The organism is Streptomyces botrytidirepellens (assembly GCF_003721215.1).
Taxonomy (GTDB): Bacteria; Actinomycetota; Actinomycetes; order Streptomycetales; family Streptomycetaceae; genus Streptomyces; species Streptomyces himastatinicus.
This window is the reverse complement of sequence record NZ_RIBZ01000165.1, coordinates 1-16,935: the sequence shown is the minus strand read 5'-3', so window position 1 is coordinate 16,935 and position 16,935 is coordinate 1. Positions and strand designations below refer to the sequence as shown.

Here is a 16,935-nt window from a genome sequence, read left to right as displayed (position 1 = left end):
CGGGCTGCGGCGCGGCGGGCCGCCCCGTCTGCGGCCCCGTCTGCGGCCCGGGGTGCGCCTGCCGCTGCGCCTGCGCGGCCTGCTGTGCGTGCTGTGCCTGCGCCGCGTGCTGTGCCTGCATGGCCTGCTGGTACTGGAGCTGCTGTTGTTGCTGCTGCGCGTAGTGGTGCTGCTCGTCCCAGCCCGCCGCGTACTGCTGCTGGTGCCCGGCGGCGTAGGGATCGCCCTGCGGCTGCTGGTACGGCTGCTGGTACTGCTGTTGCTGCTGCGCGTACGCCTGCTGCTGCGGATAGCCGTACCCGGACGACTGCCCCTGGGCGTACGCGCCGTAGGGATCGGCGGGCGGCTGTTGCTGCTGCTGTCCCTCGTACGGCGGCGGGTACGACCCGTACGGCCCTGGCGGCTCGTACGGCGCGTGCGGATCGTGTGGCTGATGCGGCTGGTTGCTCATGACGTCGTACGTCACCCTCCTGCGAACGGCGGAAGCACCTCGACCGTGCCGCCCTCGGCCAGTTGGACCGTCTTGTGATCACGGGTGCCGACGGGTGCGCCGTCGACCAGGAACGAACAGCGCAGCAGGACCCGGGCGAACTCCGGTCGCAGGGCGTGCCGCTCGCGGGCCGCGTCGAGCGCGTCGGCCAGCGTCACCGCCGCGTACGGCTCCTCGGAGGTGCCGGCCGCTGCCCGGGCCGCGGCCCAGTACCGGATGGTTCCGGCGGGCGTGTTGTTCAGCGCCATCGCGTGTCCCTCTCCCGTCTTCTGCCGTCCTCCATGATGACGGGTGCGGAAGGGCCCCGGGGACGCAGCACGCCCCCGGGAATTCCGGGGCCGTTTCCCGGCCTGCTCGCTTAGGGTTTCTCTGTGCTGGTCCGACTCATACGGGCGTATCTGCGGCCCTATACCCGAACGATCAACGTGATCGTGCTATTGCAGCTCGTACAGACACTGGCCACCCTCTACCTGCCCACCCTCAACGCCGACATCATCGACGACGGGGTCGTCAAGGGCGACACCGGCTACATCCTCGTCGTCGGCGGCCAGATGATCGCCGTCACCCTGGTGCAGATCGTGTGCGCCATCGGCGCCGTCTACTTCGGCGCCCGCACCGCCATGGCGCTCGGCCGGGACATCCGCGCCGACGTCTTCGACCGGGTGCAGTCCTTCTCCGCCCGCGAGATGGGCCGGTTCGGGGCGCCCTCGCTGATCACCCGCACCACCAACGACGTGCAGCAGGTGCAGATGCTGTGCCTGATGTCCTTCACGCTGATGGTGTCGGCGCCCATCATGTGCGTCGGCGGCATCGCCATGGCGCTCAATCAGGACGTGCCGCTGTCCGGGCTGCTGCTGCTGATCGTGCCGGTGCTGGGCATCACCGTCACCCTCATCGTCCGCAGGATGCGCCCGCTGTTCCGGGACGTCCAGGAGCGCATCGACACCGTCAACCGGGTGCTGCGCGAGCAGATCACCGGCATCCGGGTGATCCGGGCCTTCGTCCGCGACGGCCATGAGCGGAACCGGTTCACCGCCGCGAACACCGCGCTGATGGACGTGTCGCTACGGGCCGGGCGGCTGATGTCGCTGATGTTCCCCACCGTGATGCTGGTGGTGAACCTGTCCAGCGTCGCCGTGGTCTGGGCGGGCGGGCACCGCATCGACAGCGGCGGGATGCAGATCGGCGCGCTGACCGCCTTCATCAGCTATCTCATGCAGATCCTGACGTCGGTGATGATGGCCACCTTCATGTTCATGATGGTGCCGCGCGCCGAGGTGTGCGCCGAGCGCGTCCAGGAGGTGCTGGACACCGGGACCAGCGTCGTTCCGCCGCTGGTCCCCGTCGCGCCCCGGGCGTCCGCCGACGGCGGCCGCGGGCTGCTGGAGCTGCGGGGCGTGGAGTTCCGCTACCCGGGAGCCGAGGAGCCCGTGCTGCGCGACGTCTCGCTGACCGCCCACCCCGGCCGGACCACCGCCGTCATCGGCTCCACCGGCAGCGGCAAGTCCACCCTGCTCGGGCTGGTGCCCCGGCTGTTCGACGCGACCGACGGCAGCGTCCGCCTCGACGGCGTGGACGTGCGCGACCTCGACCCCGCGGTGATGTCCCGGTCCATCGGCCTCGTGCCGCAGAAGCCGTACCTGTTCTCCGGCACCGTCGCCTCCAACCTGCGGTACGGAAACCCGGACGCGAGCGACGAGGAGCTGTGGCAGGCCCTGGAGACCGCGCAGGCGCGGGACTTCGTCGAGGCCATGGAGGGCGGCCTGGAGGCGCCCATCGCCCAGGGCGGCTCCAATGTCTCCGGCGGGCAGCGGCAGCGGCTGGCGATCGCCCGCGCCCTGGTCCTCAAGCCGTCCGTCTACCTCTTCGACGACTCCTTCTCGGCGCTCGACTACGCCACCGATGCCCGGCTGCGGGCGGCGCTGGCGGACGAGACGGGGAACGCGACCGTCGTCATCGTCGCCCAGCGGGTGTCCACCATCCGCGGTGCCGACCGGATCGTGGTCCTCGACGAGGGGCGCGTCGTCGGCAGCGGCACCCACGGCGAGCTGATGGCCGGCAACCAGACCTACCGGGAGATCGTGCTCTCCCAGCTCACCGAGCAGGAAGCCGCATGAGCCAGTCATCCACGAGTTCTCCGGCACCCCGCAGGGGCCCCGCGCCCGCCGCCGGGCCCGGCCGCTTCATGGGCGGCCAGCCCATCGAGCGGTCCATGGACTTCCGCGGCTCCGGCCGCCGTCTGCTGGGCGCCCTGCGCCCCGAGCGCGGCATCGCCTTCGCCGTGCTCGCCCTGTGCACGGTCAGCATCACGCTGTCGGTACTGGGCCCGAAGGTGCTGGGCCACGCCACCGACCTGATCTTCGCGGGCATCGTCGGACGGCAGCTCCCGGAGGGCGCCACCAAGGCCGAGGCCGTCCAGCACCTGCGCGACAGCGGCCGGGGCACCGTGGCCGACATGGTCGCCTCGATGAACGTGACGCCCGGCCAGGGCATCGACTTCGGGGCCGTCGGCACCGTCCTGCTGTGGGCGCTGGGCCTGTACGTCGTGGCCTCGCTCCTCAACCTGATCCAGGCGCGGGTGGCCACCAACGTCGTCCAGCGCGCGGTCTTCCGGCTGCGCGAGGACGTCGAACAGAAGCTGGCGCGGCTGCCGCTGTCGTACTTCGACAAGCAGTCGCGCGGCGAGGTGCTGTCGCGGGCCACCAACGACATCGACAACATCCAGCAGACGCTCCAGCAGACCCTCAGCCAGATCATGGCCTCGCTGCTGACCCTCGTCGGCGTGCTGGCCATGATGTTCTGGATCTCGCCGCTGCTGGCGCTGGTGGCGCTGGTCACCGTCCCGGTGTCGGTGCTGGTCGCGACGCGTGTCGGCAAGCGGGCCCAGCCCCAGTTCGTCCAGCAGTGGAAGACCACGGGGCGGCTCAACGCCCACATCGAGGAGATGTACACCGGCCACGCCCTGGTGAAGGTCTTCGGGCGGGAGCGGGAGTCCGCCGAGGTCTTCCGCGCGCAGAACGAGAAGCTGTACGAGGCGGGCTTCCGCGCCCAGTTCATCTCCGGGCTCATCCAACCCGCGATGACGTTCATCGGCAACCTCAACTACGTCCTGGTCGCCGTGGTCGGCGGGCTGCGGGTGGCGAGCGGGGCGCTGTCGATCGGCGACGTCCAGGCGTTCGTCCAGTACTCCCGGCAGTTCAGCCAGCCGCTCACCCAGGTGGCGTCCATGGCCAACATGGTCCAGTCGGGCGTCGCCTCCGCCGAGCGGGTCTTCGAGCTGCTGGACGCGGAGGAGCAGACCCCGGACCCGGAGGGCCCGGTGGGGCCGCGGACCGTGCTCGGCCAGGTGGAGTTCGAGGACGTCTCCTTCCGCTACCAGCCCGACACGCCCCTCATCGAGGGGCTCTCGCTGTCGGTGAGCCCCGGCCAGACCGTGGCCATCGTCGGCCCGACCGGCGCGGGGAAGACCACCCTGGTCAATCTGCTGATGCGGTTCTACGAGGTCAGCGGGGGCCGCATCACGCTCGACGGCGTCGACGCCGCCACCATGCCGTGCGAGGAGCTGCGCTCCCACATCGGCATGGTGCTCCAGGACACCTGGCTGTTCGGCGGCACGATCGCGGAGAACATCGCGTACGGCTCGGAGGGCGCCTCCCACGAGGCGATCGTGGAGGCGGCGAAGGCCACCCATGTGGACCGCTTCGTACGCACCCTGCCGGACGGCTACGACACGGTGATCGACGAGGAGGGCACAGGCGTCTCCGTCGGCGAGAAGCAGCTGATCACCATCGCCCGCGCGTTCCTCTCCGGGCCGTCCATCCTGGTGCTCGACGAGGCGACCAGCTCCGTCGACACCCGCACCGAGGTCCTCATCCAGCACGCGATGGCCTCGCTGCGCACCGGCCGCACCAGCTTCGTGATCGCCCACCGGCTGTCCACGATCCGCGACGCGGACGTGATCCTGGTGATGGAGTCGGGCCGCATCGTGGAGCAGGGCAGCCACGATGAGCTGGTGGCGGCGGGGGGTGCGTACGCCCGGCTGTACGCGGCCCAGTTCGCGGAGCCGGTGGCCGAGCCGGAGTGACGCCCCCGGACCGGGTCAGGGGGTGCGGGCCAGGGCCCAGCCCGCGACCCGGTCCAGCAGCTCCGCCGGGGCCGCCGTCTCCGCGTGGCCGAAGCCGGGCTCGATCCACAGCTCCGTGGACGCCCGGTCCGCCGCCGCCATCAGCATCCGCGGATGGTCCAGCGGGAAGTACGGGTCCCGGTCGCCGTGCACGATCAGCAGCGGCGTCGGCGCGATCAGGGGGACCGCGGCCACCGGCGGCAGCGGTTCCGGGTTCCAGCCGCGGGCGTCGATGCGGGTCCGCAGCCCGTAGCGGGAGACCAGCCGACCGGTCGGCCGGGTGATCGCCCAGTGGACGCGGCGCATCGGGGCCGTCCCCCGGTAGTACCAGCGGGCGGGGGCGCTCACCGCGACGACCGCGTCCGCTCCCGACGTGTGCGCCCCCGTGCGCCCCTCGCGCTCCTCATCCTGCTCCGGCTTGTTCCGTGCGGACAGCGCCGCATGGCGGAGCACCACCGAGCCGCCCATCGAGAAGCCGACGGTGATCACCCGCCGGTGGCCCAGCGTCCGGGCCCAGCGCACAGCGGCCGCCAGATCGAGGACCTCCCGGTCCCCGACGGTGGACCGCCCGCCGGACCGCCCGTGACCCCGGAACGAGAACGTGATCACGGCCGTACGCTGCGTGAAGACCGATGCCACCCGGCGCAGCGCGGGCCGCTCCAGGGCACCGGTGAAACCGTGCGCGACGACGATCACAGGGGTGTCCGCGGATAGTCCGCCGCCCGCCCGGGAAGACTCGTAACGGGTCTCGATCGGGACCCCGTCCTCGGTGAGCAGCGTGGCTCTCCGGGCGCCCGCGGCAGCCGGGGTCGGGGAACGTCGAGCAGATTCGGCCTCTCCACCGGGTGTCATGTGGGTTATTCTGCTGTGAAGGATCCGGGCAATGTCGCCCCCGGGTCCTTTTGTGCTTTCAGGGGCACCGCGCGCGTTTGAGCGCGGCTTTGCGCGTATGCCCCCGTGGGTGCGAGCAGACCGTACGAAGCAGTAGCCGCAGACTCCCCCGGGCGGAGCCCGGGAGGTGCCCCCTCTCGCAAGGGACCGAGGAGGAAACCGAGGCAATGGGCGAGCGAAGCGTGCACAACATCACGATCACGGCCGGGGCGGGTGGTGGACGATGAGTTCCCTCCTGCTGCTGACCAACGCACTCCAGCCCTCGACGGAGGTGCTCCCCGCCCTCGGCCTGCTGCTGCACAGCGTGCGGGTCGCCCCCGCGGAGGGCCCGGCCCTGGTGGACACCCCCGGTGCCGACGTCATCCTGATCGACGGCCGCCGCGATCTGCCGCAGGTGCGCAGCCTGTGCCAGCTGCTGCGGTCGACCGGCCCCGGCTGTCCGCTGGTCCTGGTGGTGACCGAGGGCGGGCTCGCCGCCGTCACCGCCGACTGGGGCATCGACGACGTACTGCTGGACACCGCGGGCCCGGCCGAGGTCGAGGCCCGGCTGCGGCTGGCCATGGGCCGCCAGCAGATCACCACCGACGACAGCCCGATGGAGATCCGCAACGGCGATCTGTCGGTGGACGAGGCCACCTACAGCGCCAAGCTCAAGGGGCGGGTGCTCGACCTCACCTTCAAGGAGTTCGAGCTGCTGAAGTACCTCGCCCAGCACCCGGGGCGGGTCTTCACCCGGGCGCAGCTGCTCCAGGAGGTCTGGGGCTACGACTACTTCGGCGGCACCCGCACCGTGGACGTCCACGTGCGGCGGCTGCGGGCCAAGCTGGGCCCGGAGCACGAGTCGCTGATCGGGACCGTCCGCAACGTGGGCTACCGCTTCGTCACCCCGGAGAAGGTCGAGCGGGCCGAGCGGGCCGCCGAGGAGGCCCGGGCCCGGAAGGCGTCCCGGGACACCGGCTCCGGACCGTCGGGTTCCGGCCCGTCGGGCTCCTCCGGCGGCGGTGCGCGGTCCGCCGCGGAAGCGGCGCCCGCACGACCGGTCAAGTCCTAGCTGGACCCGCGTAGACTTCGCGCGTGGCCAAGGTGACGCGTGATGATGTGGCAAGGCTGGCGGGAACCTCGACCGCGGTCGTCAGTTACGTCATCAATAACGGACCCCGGCCGGTCGCCCCGGCCACGCGCGAGCGGGTTCTCGCCGCGATCAAGGAGCTGGGCTACCGGCCCGACCGGGTTGCCCAGGCGATGGCGAGCCGGCGGACCGACCTCATAGGGTTGATCGTGCCGGACGCCCGCCAGCCGTTCTTCGCCGAGATGGCGCACGCGGTCGAACAGGCCGCCGCCGAGCGCGGCAAGATGGTGCTGGTCGGCAACTCCGACTACCTGGACGAGCGCGAGGTGCACTATCTGCGCGCCTTCCTGGGGATGCGGGTGTCCGGGCTGATCCTCATCAGCCAGGGCCCCAGCGAGAACGCGGCCGCCGAGATCGAGGCCTGGGACGCCCGGGTGGTGCTGCTGCACGAGCGGCCCGAGGCGATCGACGACGTGGCCGTGGTGCTGGACGACGTCGGCGGCGCCCAGCTCGCGGTGCGCCATCTGCTGGAGCACGGCCACTCCTATGTGGCCTGCCTCGGCGGCACCGAGATAACCCCGACCGTCGGCGACCCGGTGACCGACCACGTCGAGGGCTGGCGCCGGGCGATGCAGGAGGCCGGACGGTCCACGGAGGGGCGGCTGTTCCAGGCCCCGTACAACCGGTACGACGCCTACCAGGTCGCCCTCGGCCTGCTGGCCGGTCCTGACCGGCCCCCGGCGATCTTCTGCGCCACCGACGACCAGGCCTTCGGGGTGCTGCGGGCGGCGCGCGAGCTGCGCATCGATGTGCCGGGCGAGCTGGCGGTCGCGGGCTTCGACGACGTCAAGGAGGCGGGTCTGACCGATCCGCCGCTGACCACGGTCGGCTCCGACCGGCCCGCGATGGCGCGCGCCGCGGTGGACCTGGTGCTGGACGACACCCCGCGGCTCGCGGTCTCGCGCCGGGAGCGGGTGCGGCAGTTCCCGTCCGCGCTGGTGGTACGGCGCTCCTGCGGCTGCTCGTAGCTCCTGGCGTTTATGTCGGGCATACCGACTTCTGCCCTGCTTCTCAGCGGGTCCTCAGGTGGCTCTCATACTCGCGCCGCAGAGTCTTGGACATGACGACAAGCCAGCGCCGTAGCGGCGACGAAGAGCCCTATCCCTACGCGTACGGCGGCGCGGCGGCCTACCCGCCGCCGCCCACCCATGAGCCGCAGACGCCGGTGACCACCCCCTCCGGGGTCACCGTGTGGCCGGGCGGCGGATCCGACGGCATCGGCGGCACTGGCGGCACCGGTGGCACTGGCGGCACCGGTGGCACTGGCGGCACCGGTGGCACCGGCGGTGCGGACACCACGGCGATACCGCACCCCGGCGGTGGCCGCCGCAAGCGGCAGCTCTCCCGGTCGGCCGGGCTGATCGCCGCCGTGGCGGTGGTCTCGGCGCTGGTGGGCGGCGGGACGGCGACCTTCGTCAGCCAGGCCGCCGACAAGGGGGACACGGCTGTGTCGACCCCGGTCGTGGGCGTCAACTCCAGCAGCGGCAGCGGCGTGTCCGCCGTGGCGGCCGCCGTGAGCCCCAGCATCGTGGAGATCAGCGCGACGTCCGCCGCGGGCGAGTCCACCGGCTCCGGCGTGATCGTCACCAGCGGCGGCGAGATCATCACCAACAACCACGTCATCTCCGACGCCGATTCGATCAAGGTGACGTTCAGCGACGGCAGCACCAAGAGCGCGTCGGTCGTCGGCACCGACAGCGGCAAGGACCTGGCCCTGATCAAGGTGAGCGGCGCGAGCGGCCTCAAGGCCGCGTCCCTGGGCGACTCCAGCCAGGTCGAGGTCGGCGACCAGGTCGTGGCCATCGGCTCGCCCGAGGGGCTGAGCGGCACCGTGACCAGCGGCATCGTCTCCGCGCTGAACCGCGACGTCACCGTCTCCACGGACGAGGACCAGGGCCAGGGCCAGGACCGCGGCCAGCAGGGCGGCGGCCAGTGGCCGTTCGAGTTCGGCGGCGGCAGCTACAACGGCGACGTCGGCCAGTCGACCACCACGTACAAGGCCATCCAGACCGACGCCTCGCTCAACCCCGGCAACTCCGGCGGCGCACTGATCAACATGCGGGGCCAGGTCATCGGGATCAACTCCGCGATGTACGCCCCGGCCTCCGGCCAGAGCAGCAGCGCGGGCAGCATCGGCCTGGGCTTCTCGATTCCGGTCGACACCGTCAAGTCCGACCTCTCCGCCCTGCGCGACGGCGGCACCGGCAGCAACGGCAACAGCTGAGCCGCAGCTGAGCCGCCCCGGCGCAGGCCAACATGCGAGGCTGACAGCACAGCGCCCGCCCCGCCCACCGTTAAGGAAACCGATCCATGAGCCCCGTCGACCACGGCGATCAGCCCGCCCGCATCCTGATCGTCGACGACGAGCCGGCCGTCCGCGAGGCGCTCCAGCGCAGCCTCGCCTTCGAGGGCTACGCGACCGAGACCGCCGTCGACGGACTGGACGCCCTGGAGAAGGCCGGTACCTATGACCCGGAGCTGATCGTGCTCGACGTGCTGATGCCCCGCATGGACGGGCTCACCGCCGCCCGGCGGCTGCGCGCCACCGGGGTGACCGTGCCCGTCCTGATGCTCACCGCGCGCGACACGGTCGGCGACCGGGTCACCGGCCTCGACGCGGGCGCGGACGACTACCTCGTCAAGCCCTTCGAGCTGGACGAGCTGCTCGCCCGCATCCGTGCCCTGCTGCGCCGCAGCTCGTACGCGGCCGCGGCGGGCGCGCCGGTCGCCGACGACGACACGATGTCCTTCGGCGACCTGCGGATGGACCTGACGACCCGCGAGGTCACCCGGGGCGGGCGGCGCGTCGAGCTGACCCGCACCGAGTTCACCCTGCTGGAGATGTTCCTCGCGCATCCGCGCCAGGTCCTCACCCGCGAGCAGATCCTGAAGGCCGTGTGGGGCTTCGACTTCGAGCCGTCGTCCAACTCGCTGGACGTGTACGTGATGTATCTGCGCCGCAAGACCGAGGCGGCCGGTGAGCCGCGGCTCGTCCACACGGTGCGCGGCGTGGGGTACGTCCTGCGGCCGGCGGAGGGCGAACCGTCGTGAGGCTCCGCGGACTCCCGCTGCGCTCGCGGCTGGCCCTGCTGACCGCGGTGGCGGTGGCGGTGGCGGTCGCGGTGTCGGCGTTCGCGTGCTGGCTGATCGTGCGCGAGCAGCTCAGCGCACAGCTCGACTCGTCGCTGCGCAGCGTCAAGGTCGACGAGCGCAATGTGGTGAGCATCCTGGACGCGTGCCAGAACCCCGACGGCGACGATGGCCACACCCCGCGCGCCCTCGGCTCGTACTCCGTGCAGATCGTGCTGCCCGACGGCAACCGCTGCCCCCAGCCCGGGGCGACGGAGCTGCCGGTGAGCGCCGACGACGTGGCTGTGGCCACCGGGCAGCGGCCGACCGCGCTGCACGACGCGACCGCCGAGGACGGCCGCGACATGCGCGTCTTCACCTACCGGCCGTCCGGCGGCCCCGACAGCCCGCTGCCGCGCGGCATCGCCGTCTCCATGGCGCGCCCGCTCAGCGAGGTGCAGGACCCGCTGAACACGCTCGCGCTCGTCCTCGCCCTCGTCGCCGGGATCGGCGTCGTCGGCGCCGGGGCGGCCGGGCTGTGGATCGCCCGGACCGGGCTGAAGCCGGTGGACCGGCTGACCCACGCCGTCGAGCACGTGGCCCGCACCGAGGACCTGGCCGTCCGCATCCCCGCCGAGGGCGACGACGAGATCGCCCGGCTGTCCCGGTCGTTCAACGCCATGACCGCCGCCCTCGCCTCCTCCCGCGACCGCCAGCAGCAGCTGATCGCCGACGCGGGGCACGAGCTGCGCACCCCGCTCACCTCGCTCCGCACCAACGTCGAACTGCTCGCCCGCAGCGACGAGACCGGCCGCGCCCTGCCTCCGGAGGACCGCAAGGCGCTCATGAGCAGCGTCAAGGCGCAGATGACCGAACTGGCGGCGCTCATCGGCGACCTCCAGGAGCTGTCCCGGCCGGACGCGCTGCCCGGCAGCGGGCCGCTCCAGGTGGTCGCGCTGCACGAGATCGCGGGCGCCGCCCTGGAGCGGGCCCGGCTGCGGGGCACCGGGCTCACCCTCGACGCCGCGATCGAGCCCTGGTACGTACGCGGCGAGCCGGCCGCCCTGGAGCGGGCGCTGGTCAACCTGCTCGACAACGCCGTGAAGTTCAGCCCTTCGGGTGGTGTCGTCGATGTCGCCCTCAGAAGGGGTGAGTTGACGGTGCGGGACCGCGGCCCCGGCATTCCCGACGATGAACTCCCGCACGTCTTCGAGCGGTTCTGGCGTTCGCCGTCCGCCCGCAGCATGCCCGGCTCCGGGCTCGGGCTGTCCATCGTGGCCCGTACCGTCCAGCAGTCCGGCGGCCAGGTGGGGCTGCGGCCCGCACCGGGCGGCGGCACCGTCGCCTGGATCCGCCTCCCCGGCGCCCCCACCGCCCCGCCCGAACTCGGCCCCTGACCCTCCGCCGGCCTTCTCAGCCCCCCGATACGCCGGACTCAGCGGACGCACAGCCTCGGGCACCAGGTTGGGGCCCATGCACGAGACTTCCCGGATCCTGGTCGTGGACGACGAGCCTTCGGTGCGCGAAGCCATCGGCAGAGCCCTGCGGTGCGAGGGCTACGAGGTCGACACGGCCGGGGACGGCGTGGCGGCGCTGCGCCGCATCGAGGAGGAGCCGCCCGACCTGGTGCTGCTCGAGGTGATGCTGCCGGGCCTGGACGGGCTGGCCGTGGCCCGCCGGCTCCGGGCCTCCGGCCGCACCGTGCCGATCATGATGGTCACCGGGCGGGACTCCGTGGGCGACCGCATCGTCGGCCTCGACAACGGCGCCGACGACTACCTGGTCAAGCCCTACGCGTGCGACGAACTGCTGGCCCGCGTCCGCGCGCTGCTGCGCCGGGGCCGGGCGCTCGTGCCGTTAAGCCCCGTCCGTACGCCGCCCCCGGCGCCGGACGCCCAACTCGCCTTCGACGACATGACCCTGGACACCCTCACCCGCCAGGTCACCCGCTCGGGCCGTCAACTCGACCTCACCAAGACCGAATTCGCCCTGCTCAAGCTCTTCCTCTCCCGCCCCCGCCAGGTCCTCAGCCGCGCCGCGATCCTCCGCGACGTCTGGGGCTTCGACTTCGAGCCGTCGTCCAACAAGCTGGACGTGTACGTGATGTACCTGCGCCGCAAGACGGAGGCGGGCGGCGAGCCGCGCGTGGTCCACACGGTGCGGGGCGTCGGCTACGTACTGCGCGCGGACTAGGTGCGTGCGCGGACACGACAGAGCCCCCGGCTTGCCGGGGCCCTCGCGCGCCTGTGAGCGGTTGCGGTCAGTCTCCGCGGCCAGGGGTACGTCCTCCGTGAGCGGGCGTACGGCGTGATCGGGCCCGGCTCCACACCGGACTGTCGAGGAAATGGTTGTCGAAGCGGTCCTGGGCGTCCAGGATCTCCTGCGGGCCGGCGGTGCCCCGGCGGACTCGGTCCAGCAGGCGGAAGTACTCGAATCGCTCGACGCCGGGGGTGATGACGATCAGCACATCGGCGTCCGAACCCGGTTCGGCCGCGAAGGCGTGCGGCATGCCGGGGGCACGACAAGGAAGTCGCCTTCGTCCGCGGTGATCACCTCATCCCCGGCGAGCGCCTGAAGTCTGCCGCTGAGGACGAAGAAGAGTTCGGCGGAGTTGTTGTGGTGGTGCGGCACCGCTCCGTCGGCGCCCTGACGCAAGGTCACCCGCTGACTGCTCAGTGCCCCTGAGGTGGTGCTCGAATCGGCAAGGAGCCGCGTGGTGTTCGCCGCACCGCTCAGCGTTTCCGCCTCGGTCTCCCGCAGGAATACGGCACTTCGGCCGCCTGAGGTGATCAAGGACATCTGTCGCTTCCGTTCGTCCGGCCCGATCTTCGCCGGGGAGTTGGTAACGTGTCGAATAGTACGGCATCGAATTATCTGGCCTCGAATAGTATGGGGCGCGTGGTGAAGAAGACTCAGCAGAACGAGAAGACCGGGCAGTCGCGGCACACCGACGCGGTGGACGAGGTCCTTGCGCAGTGGCAGCGGGAGCGACCTGATCTGGACCTCGTGACCATGGGGGTTTTCGGCAGGCTCGGGCAGCTCTCCCTCCTCCTCGCCCCGGCCCTCGATGAGGTGTTCACCCGCCACGGCCTGCAGTCCGGCGAGTTCGACGTGCTGGCCGCCCTGCGCCGCTCGGGTCCCCCGTACACCCTGATTCCGTCGGTGCTCGCCAAGACCCTGATGCTCTCCCGCGCCGGAATGACCAACCGCCTGGACCGCCTGGAGGCGGCGGGCCTGGTGGAACGCACCCTCGACCCCGCCGACCGCCGCAGCTTCCGGGTCTCCCTCACCGACCGCGGCTATGAAGTCGTCGACGCCGCGGTGACCGACCACGTCGCCAACGAAAACCGCCTCCTCGCGTCGCTCACCCCGGAAGAACGCGAGACTCTCCACCGGGCCCTGCGCGGCCTCCTGCGCGCCGTCGGGTGACACCGGGCCGCACCCGCGCCACCTGCGCCGCAAGACGGAGGCGGGTGACGAGCCGCGCGTGGTCCACACGGTGCGCGGCGTCGGCCATGTCCTGCGGACGCTCGCGGGGGATTAGGCGCGGGCGGTTGGCGTCTGGCGCAGGACCAGGCAGAGGAAGCCAAAGCTGTCCCGGTAGGAACGCAGCCATTCGGAGCGGCGGGTAGCGGCTGTCGAGAGAGCTTGGGAACTGTCCGGGTCATCAGGATGGTCCAGGGCCCATGCGGCCACCGACCCCCAGCATGCCCACTCGTAATCGTCCAGCTCCCGGCGGGTGCTGACGTGGCCGTGGACGGGCGTCCACCCGTCAGCGGTCACGCGATCCAAGGTGGTCGCCAGGTCGGTGTAGTCGCCGAGCATCTCGACCGCTTCCGGGGAAGGCTCTCGCTCCCAGAATGCGTCACCGACCAGGACGCGTCCCCCCGGAGCCAGGTGCTTGCGTGCCGCCGCGAGAGTGGGGAGCAGACCGCCGAAGGCGTGGGTGGCCCCGACGCTGAGCACCAAGTCGAACGGGTGCGGGGAGACGAAGTCGGCGGCTGCCTGGTGGTGGAGGACCAGGCGTTCCTGGACGCCGCGGCTGCTCGCGGCTTCACGGGCTTGTGCCAGTGCTTCTTCGGAGATGTCGACGCCCTCGGCACGCGATCGAGGACTGGTGGACAGCGCGCGAAGGAGCCACTCTCCTCCTCCGTAGCCGAGATCGAGCACACGCGCGTCGGGTTCGGAGACCCCGTGCTCCAGCAGACCGCGCACCGAATCGTCGTCGAGGGGAGCTTTGATCGGATGATTGGCATGAGCGATCCTGGAAATCTGTTCACGGTTCATCGGCGCAGCCTGACACCGCCGGAGTCTGCGCGCACCTCCATTTCTCGGTACTGCCGCTGACTCCGGCGGACCGGGTGCCCTTCTGGATGAACCCGGTCTTGTCCACGACCAGCACGCCGTCCTCAGTACCCAGATGCTCAGCACGAATCCGCAGACCTCGTCGCGGACCGCGTCAGCGCCCCAGCCGGCCTGGTTCGGCAGCCGCTGCATGCCTTCCGGACCGCCAGTCACAACAACTGCGGCTGCAGTACAACTAGGAGAGCAGGATGAGGCAGTCCCAGGTGTCGGTGGGGCTGGTTGGCAGTAGGCCGCTGAGGTCGGCGAGGGCCAGTGCGGTGCCAGCCTGGCCGGTGAGGAAGCCCGGCAGGTCCGAGGTTGTGGTGCTGGTCAGGGTGGTGTGGGCAGCGGAGTCCGCCAGTGTGGGGCACGAGAGGTGGAGTGCGCTTTGAAGGATGCCTGCGCTGCCGTGGCAGAGGGCGGCGCCTTCGGTGTCCCAGTTCTCCGGCGGCCGGGCGGCGAGGGCGTTCATTGCTTCGGTGGCGGTGCGGTTGAGTGCTGGGTGGTCGAGGGCGTGGCCTGCGCTGGCCAGGGCTGCTGCGATGCCGGGGGTGCCGTAGCACCAGGCGGTGGTGCGTCCGGCGATGGGGTCGGTGGTTTCGGCGCGCGAGCGCGGCGCAGGTCGCGGAGCGCGTGGCGCCGCTCTGACCTCTCGTCAGCGTGGGGCGACGCGGGCCCTCTCGTGCGGGCCTACGTACTCGCTCACGAGGAGCAGCAGCATGCCCAGGCGCTGCGAAACCTGGTCGGCGGCCGTCGTCAGGACGGGCCGAGGTGGACCGTGGGATGCGATCCGGTGTCCGTCAGGGAGCCGTTCTGGGAGCCGTGGAGGCGGGCGTAGGCGCCGCCGAGGGCGAGCAGTTCGTGGTGGGTGCCGGTCTCCACCAGGCGGCCGTGGTCGAGGACCAGGATGCGGTCGGCGTCGGGGGCGAGGTTGAGGTCGTGGGTGATCATGATCGTCGTACGGCCCGCCATGAGCCGCCGCAGCGGCCGGACCACGCGCCGTGCGGCCAGGGCGTCGAGTCCGGTGGTGGGCTCGTCGAGGACCAGGACGGGGGCGTTGCGCAGCATCGCCCGGGCGATGGCGATCCGCTGGAGCTGGCCGCCGGAGAGCTGGGCGGTGTGCGGGTCGATGCGGGTGTCGTACCCCTGGGGCAGGGCGCGGATGAACTCGTCGGCGGCCGCGTCCCGCGCCGCCCGGACGATGTCGTGGTCGCTCGCGCCCGGCCGCCCGCACGCGATGTTCTCGCGGATGGTGTCGTGCAGGATCAGGGTTTCCTGCGGCAGCAGGGTCACGTGGTCGCGCAGGAAGGCGAGCGGCAGGGCGTGCAGCGGGACGCCGTCCAGCCGTACGTAGCCCTCGCCCGGGTCGTAGAAGCGCAGCAGCAGCTTGGAGACGGTCGACTTGCCCGCCCCGCTCGCCCCCGTGATCAGGACGAACTCTCCCGGCCGGGCGGCCAGCGACACCCCGGCCAGGGTGGGCCGTTCGGCGCCCGGGTACCGGAAGCCGACCCGGTCGAACTCGACCGTGCCGTGCACCCGCCACGGCTGGACGGCCGCCCCCGGCGCGGGGTCGCGCACGGCGGGTTCGGCGTCGAGGATCTCCAGCAGCCGTTCGGCGCCCGCGGTCGCGGCGGTGAGGGTCAGGCCCAGCTGCCCGAGGTTGCGGATCGGCGGGTAGAGGTAGCCGAGGAAGGCGGCGAAGGCGAGCAGCTGGCCGATCGTCATCCGGTCCTGGGAGATCTCCCAGGCGCCGAGCCCGATGACGGCGAGCACGCACAGCGTCTCGATGACCTCCACCAGCTGCTCGTACAGCTCGCTCATCCGCGCCCCGGACACCGAGGCCCGCATCCACGCCCCGGCCTCCCGCCGCAACCGGTCCTCCTCGGCGCCCTTGCGGTTGTACGCCTGGGTGAGCACGACGTTCGCGAGGGACTCCTCGACCACCGAGGTGATCGCGCCGTCGGCGACCCGCTCCTCCCGGGCGACCGACTTGATGCGGCCNTCGCGCCGTCGGCGACCCGCTCCTCCCGGGCGACCGACTTGATGCGGCCGGAGAAGCGCCGCGCGGCCAGCCAGAACAGCGGCGCGAGGACGAAGGTGGCCAGCGCCAGGTCCCAGCGCAGGGTGAACGCGGCGACCGAGAAGAAGACGGTGCTGAAGACCGCCGACACGGTGCCCACCACGCCGGAGACCACCATCTGCTCGATGGCGTCGATGTCCCCGGTGAGCCGCTCCAGCAGATCGCCCTGGCGGTGGCGGGAGAAGAAGTGCGGCGGCAGGTCCTGGACGTGCCCGAAGACCCGGGCCCGCAGCCGCATCACGAAGCGTTCGGCGGTCCAGACGGCGAGCGAGTTACCGGCGTAGCCGACGCCCGCGCCGAGCACGGCGACCGCGAGCCACTGCGCCGCGGGGCTCCAGAACGCGCTGAGCGACCCCTGCCGCAGGGCGTTGTCGGTGAGGTCGGAGAAGAGCAGGATCGCGGCGGTCTCGGCGAGCGCCGCGGCGATGACGCACACGCAGATCAGCACGATCCAGCGGCGATCGCCCTTGGTCAGCGGCCAGAACCGGCGGAACGCCAGCCGCGCCGGAAGCTGCGGAGCGGTCGGCTCCGCCTCCTCGCCGTCCTCCGTGACGGGGACGTACGCGTACTCCTCGGGCAGCGGCTGCACCGCCCGCTGGTGGCGGCCGTACGGGCGGGGCCGCCCGGGGCGCCGGTGCCGACCGCGGCCGGTCGCGGGATCGGCCACGACCAGGCGCAGCTGCATGGTGGCCTGGTCGTCGTACGAAGGTGAGGGCGGGGACGAGGGCAGGGGCGGTGGTGTGGTCACGTGGGGTCTCCCGGGTCCGGAAACGGCCGAGGCGGGCCCGTGGCGTGATTGCCACGGGCCC

General features: G+C 71.9%; 15 protein-coding genes and 2 pseudogenes. 9 read left to right on the top strand and 8 right to left on the bottom strand.

What is annotated here, in order from left to right; translation table 11 throughout:
• Window positions 1-451, bottom strand: a pseudogene (locus tag EEJ42_RS12490) (hypothetical protein); the annotation flags it as partial.
• Window positions 452-462: 11 nt separating this feature from the next.
• A complete protein-coding gene (locus tag EEJ42_RS12485) occupies window positions 463-738 on the bottom strand; it encodes a MoaD/ThiS family protein (protein ID WP_123100018.1) in 276 nt (91 codons plus the stop codon).
• A gap of 123 nt (window positions 739-861) precedes the next feature.
• Here EEJ42_RS12485 and EEJ42_RS12480 point away from each other — a divergent pair, with 123 nt between their 5' ends.
• Together EEJ42_RS12480 and EEJ42_RS12475 are read left to right on the top strand one after the other, a co-directional pair.
• On the top strand, window positions 862-2,607 hold the full coding sequence (locus tag EEJ42_RS12480; RefSeq protein ID WP_123100017.1) for an ABC transporter ATP-binding protein: 1,746 nt from the start codon (window positions 862-864) through the stop codon (window positions 2,605-2,607).
• A gap of 68 nt (window positions 2,608-2,675) precedes the next feature.
• Window positions 2,676-4,574 (top strand): ABC transporter ATP-binding protein, encoded by a 1,899-nt coding sequence (locus EEJ42_RS12475; RefSeq protein ID WP_123100016.1) that lies wholly within the window; start codon window positions 2,676-2,678, stop codon window positions 4,572-4,574.
• Window positions 4,575-4,589: 15 nt separating this feature from the next.
• Here EEJ42_RS12475 and EEJ42_RS12470 read toward each other — a convergent pair whose 3' ends face one another.
• A complete protein-coding gene (locus EEJ42_RS12470) occupies window positions 4,590-5,465 on the bottom strand; it encodes an alpha/beta hydrolase (RefSeq protein ID WP_123100015.1) in 876 nt (291 codons plus the stop codon).
• A gap of 262 nt (window positions 5,466-5,727) precedes the next feature.
• On the opposite strand from EEJ42_RS12470, the gene EEJ42_RS12465 reads away from it, so the two are divergent.
• The 6 genes from EEJ42_RS12465 to EEJ42_RS12440 all read left to right on the top strand — a co-directional run bounded on the left by EEJ42_RS12465 (window position 5,728) and on the right by EEJ42_RS12440 (window position 11,895).
• Window positions 5,728-6,555, top strand: a complete 828-nt coding sequence (locus tag EEJ42_RS12465) for a response regulator transcription factor (protein WP_123100014.1) — start codon at window positions 5,728-5,730, stop codon at window positions 6,553-6,555.
• A 23-nt stretch (window positions 6,556-6,578) separates the two neighbouring features.
• Window positions 6,579-7,601 (top strand): LacI family DNA-binding transcriptional regulator, encoded by a 1,023-nt coding sequence (locus EEJ42_RS12460; protein WP_123100013.1) that lies wholly within the window; start codon window positions 6,579-6,581, stop codon window positions 7,599-7,601.
• A 92-nt stretch (window positions 7,602-7,693) separates the two neighbouring features.
• Window positions 7,694-8,857, top strand: coding sequence for a S1C family serine protease (locus EEJ42_RS12455; RefSeq protein WP_123100012.1), 1,164 nt, complete (start codon window positions 7,694-7,696; stop codon window positions 8,855-8,857).
• Window positions 8,858-8,943: 86 nt separating this feature from the next.
• Window positions 8,944-9,684, top strand: a complete 741-nt coding sequence (locus EEJ42_RS12450) for a response regulator transcription factor (protein WP_123100011.1) — start codon at window positions 8,944-8,946, stop codon at window positions 9,682-9,684.
• Window positions 9,681-11,099, top strand: coding sequence for a sensor histidine kinase (locus EEJ42_RS12445; RefSeq protein WP_123100010.1), 1,419 nt, complete (start codon window positions 9,681-9,683; stop codon window positions 11,097-11,099). Before EEJ42_RS12450 ends, EEJ42_RS12445 begins: the two co-directional genes overlap by 4 nt.
• Before the next feature lie 76 nt (window positions 11,100-11,175).
• Window positions 11,176-11,895 (top strand): response regulator transcription factor, encoded by a 720-nt coding sequence (locus EEJ42_RS12440; protein ID WP_123100009.1) that lies wholly within the window; start codon window positions 11,176-11,178, stop codon window positions 11,893-11,895.
• 67 nt (window positions 11,896-11,962) lie between these two features.
• Here EEJ42_RS12440 and EEJ42_RS54630 read toward each other — a convergent pair whose 3' ends face one another.
• Together EEJ42_RS54630 and EEJ42_RS54625 are read right to left on the bottom strand one after the other, a co-directional pair.
• Window positions 11,963-12,169: a hypothetical protein gene (locus EEJ42_RS54630; protein WP_425472889.1), complete on the bottom strand. Its 207-nt coding sequence runs from the start codon at window positions 12,167-12,169 to the stop codon at window positions 11,963-11,965.
• On the bottom strand, window positions 12,163-12,501 hold the full coding sequence (locus EEJ42_RS54625; RefSeq protein ID WP_425472888.1) for a cupin domain-containing protein: 339 nt from the start codon (window positions 12,499-12,501) through the stop codon (window positions 12,163-12,165). Before EEJ42_RS54625 ends, EEJ42_RS54630 begins: the two co-directional genes overlap by 7 nt.
• 99 nt (window positions 12,502-12,600) lie before the next feature.
• Between EEJ42_RS54625 and EEJ42_RS12430 the strand changes: the two genes are divergently transcribed.
• Window positions 12,601-13,131: a MarR family winged helix-turn-helix transcriptional regulator gene (locus EEJ42_RS12430; protein WP_246096405.1), complete on the top strand. Its 531-nt coding sequence runs from the start codon at window positions 12,601-12,603 to the stop codon at window positions 13,129-13,131.
• 111 nt (window positions 13,132-13,242) lie between these two features.
• On the opposite strand, the gene EEJ42_RS12420 is transcribed toward EEJ42_RS12430, so the two are convergent.
• The 3 genes and pseudogenes from EEJ42_RS12420 to EEJ42_RS12410 all read right to left on the bottom strand — a co-directional run bounded on the left by EEJ42_RS12420 (window position 13,243) and on the right by EEJ42_RS12410 (window position 16,811).
• Window positions 13,243-13,989 carry an SAM-dependent methyltransferase gene (locus tag EEJ42_RS12420; RefSeq protein ID WP_123100007.1) on the bottom strand — a complete coding sequence of 249 codons (747 nt, stop codon included), beginning with the start codon at window positions 13,987-13,989 and terminating at the stop codon, window positions 13,243-13,245.
• A 253-nt stretch (window positions 13,990-14,242) separates the two neighbouring features.
• On the bottom strand, window positions 14,243-14,632 hold the full coding sequence (locus tag EEJ42_RS12415) for a lanthionine synthetase LanC family protein (RefSeq protein WP_123100006.1): 390 nt from the start codon (window positions 14,630-14,632) through the stop codon (window positions 14,243-14,245).
• A gap of 170 nt (window positions 14,633-14,802) precedes the next feature.
• A pseudogene (locus tag EEJ42_RS12410) lies at window positions 14,803-16,811 on the bottom strand (ABC transporter ATP-binding protein).
• Window positions 16,812-16,935: the final 124 nt, after the last annotated feature.

Excerpts from the sequence above, each read along its gene's own strand:
- EEJ42_RS12485 (WP_123100018.1), bottom strand. The coding sequence starts at position 738 with ATGGCGCTGAACAACACGCCCGCCGGAACCATCCGGTACTGGGCCGCG.
- EEJ42_RS12475 (WP_123100016.1), top strand. The coding sequence starts at position 2,676 with ATGGGCGGCCAGCCCATCGAGCGGTCCATGGACTTCCGCGGCTCCGGC.
- EEJ42_RS12470 (WP_123100015.1), bottom strand. The coding sequence starts at position 5,465 with ATGACACCCGGTGGAGAGGCCGAATCTGCTCGACGTTCCCCGACCCCG.
- EEJ42_RS12465 (WP_123100014.1), top strand. The coding sequence starts at position 5,728 with ATGAGTTCCCTCCTGCTGCTGACCAACGCACTCCAGCCCTCGACGGAG.
- EEJ42_RS12455 (WP_123100012.1), top strand. The coding sequence starts at position 7,694 with ATGACGACAAGCCAGCGCCGTAGCGGCGACGAAGAGCCCTATCCCTAC.
- EEJ42_RS12450 (WP_123100011.1), top strand. The coding sequence starts at position 8,944 with ATGAGCCCCGTCGACCACGGCGATCAGCCCGCCCGCATCCTGATCGTC.
- EEJ42_RS12440 (WP_123100009.1), top strand. The coding sequence starts at position 11,176 with ATGCACGAGACTTCCCGGATCCTGGTCGTGGACGACGAGCCTTCGGTG.
- EEJ42_RS54625 (WP_425472888.1), bottom strand. The coding sequence starts at position 12,501 with ATGTCCTTGATCACCTCAGGCGGCCGAAGTGCCGTATTCCTGCGGGAG.
- EEJ42_RS12420 (WP_123100007.1), bottom strand. The coding sequence starts at position 13,989 with ATGAACCGTGAACAGATTTCCAGGATCGCTCATGCCAATCATCCGATC.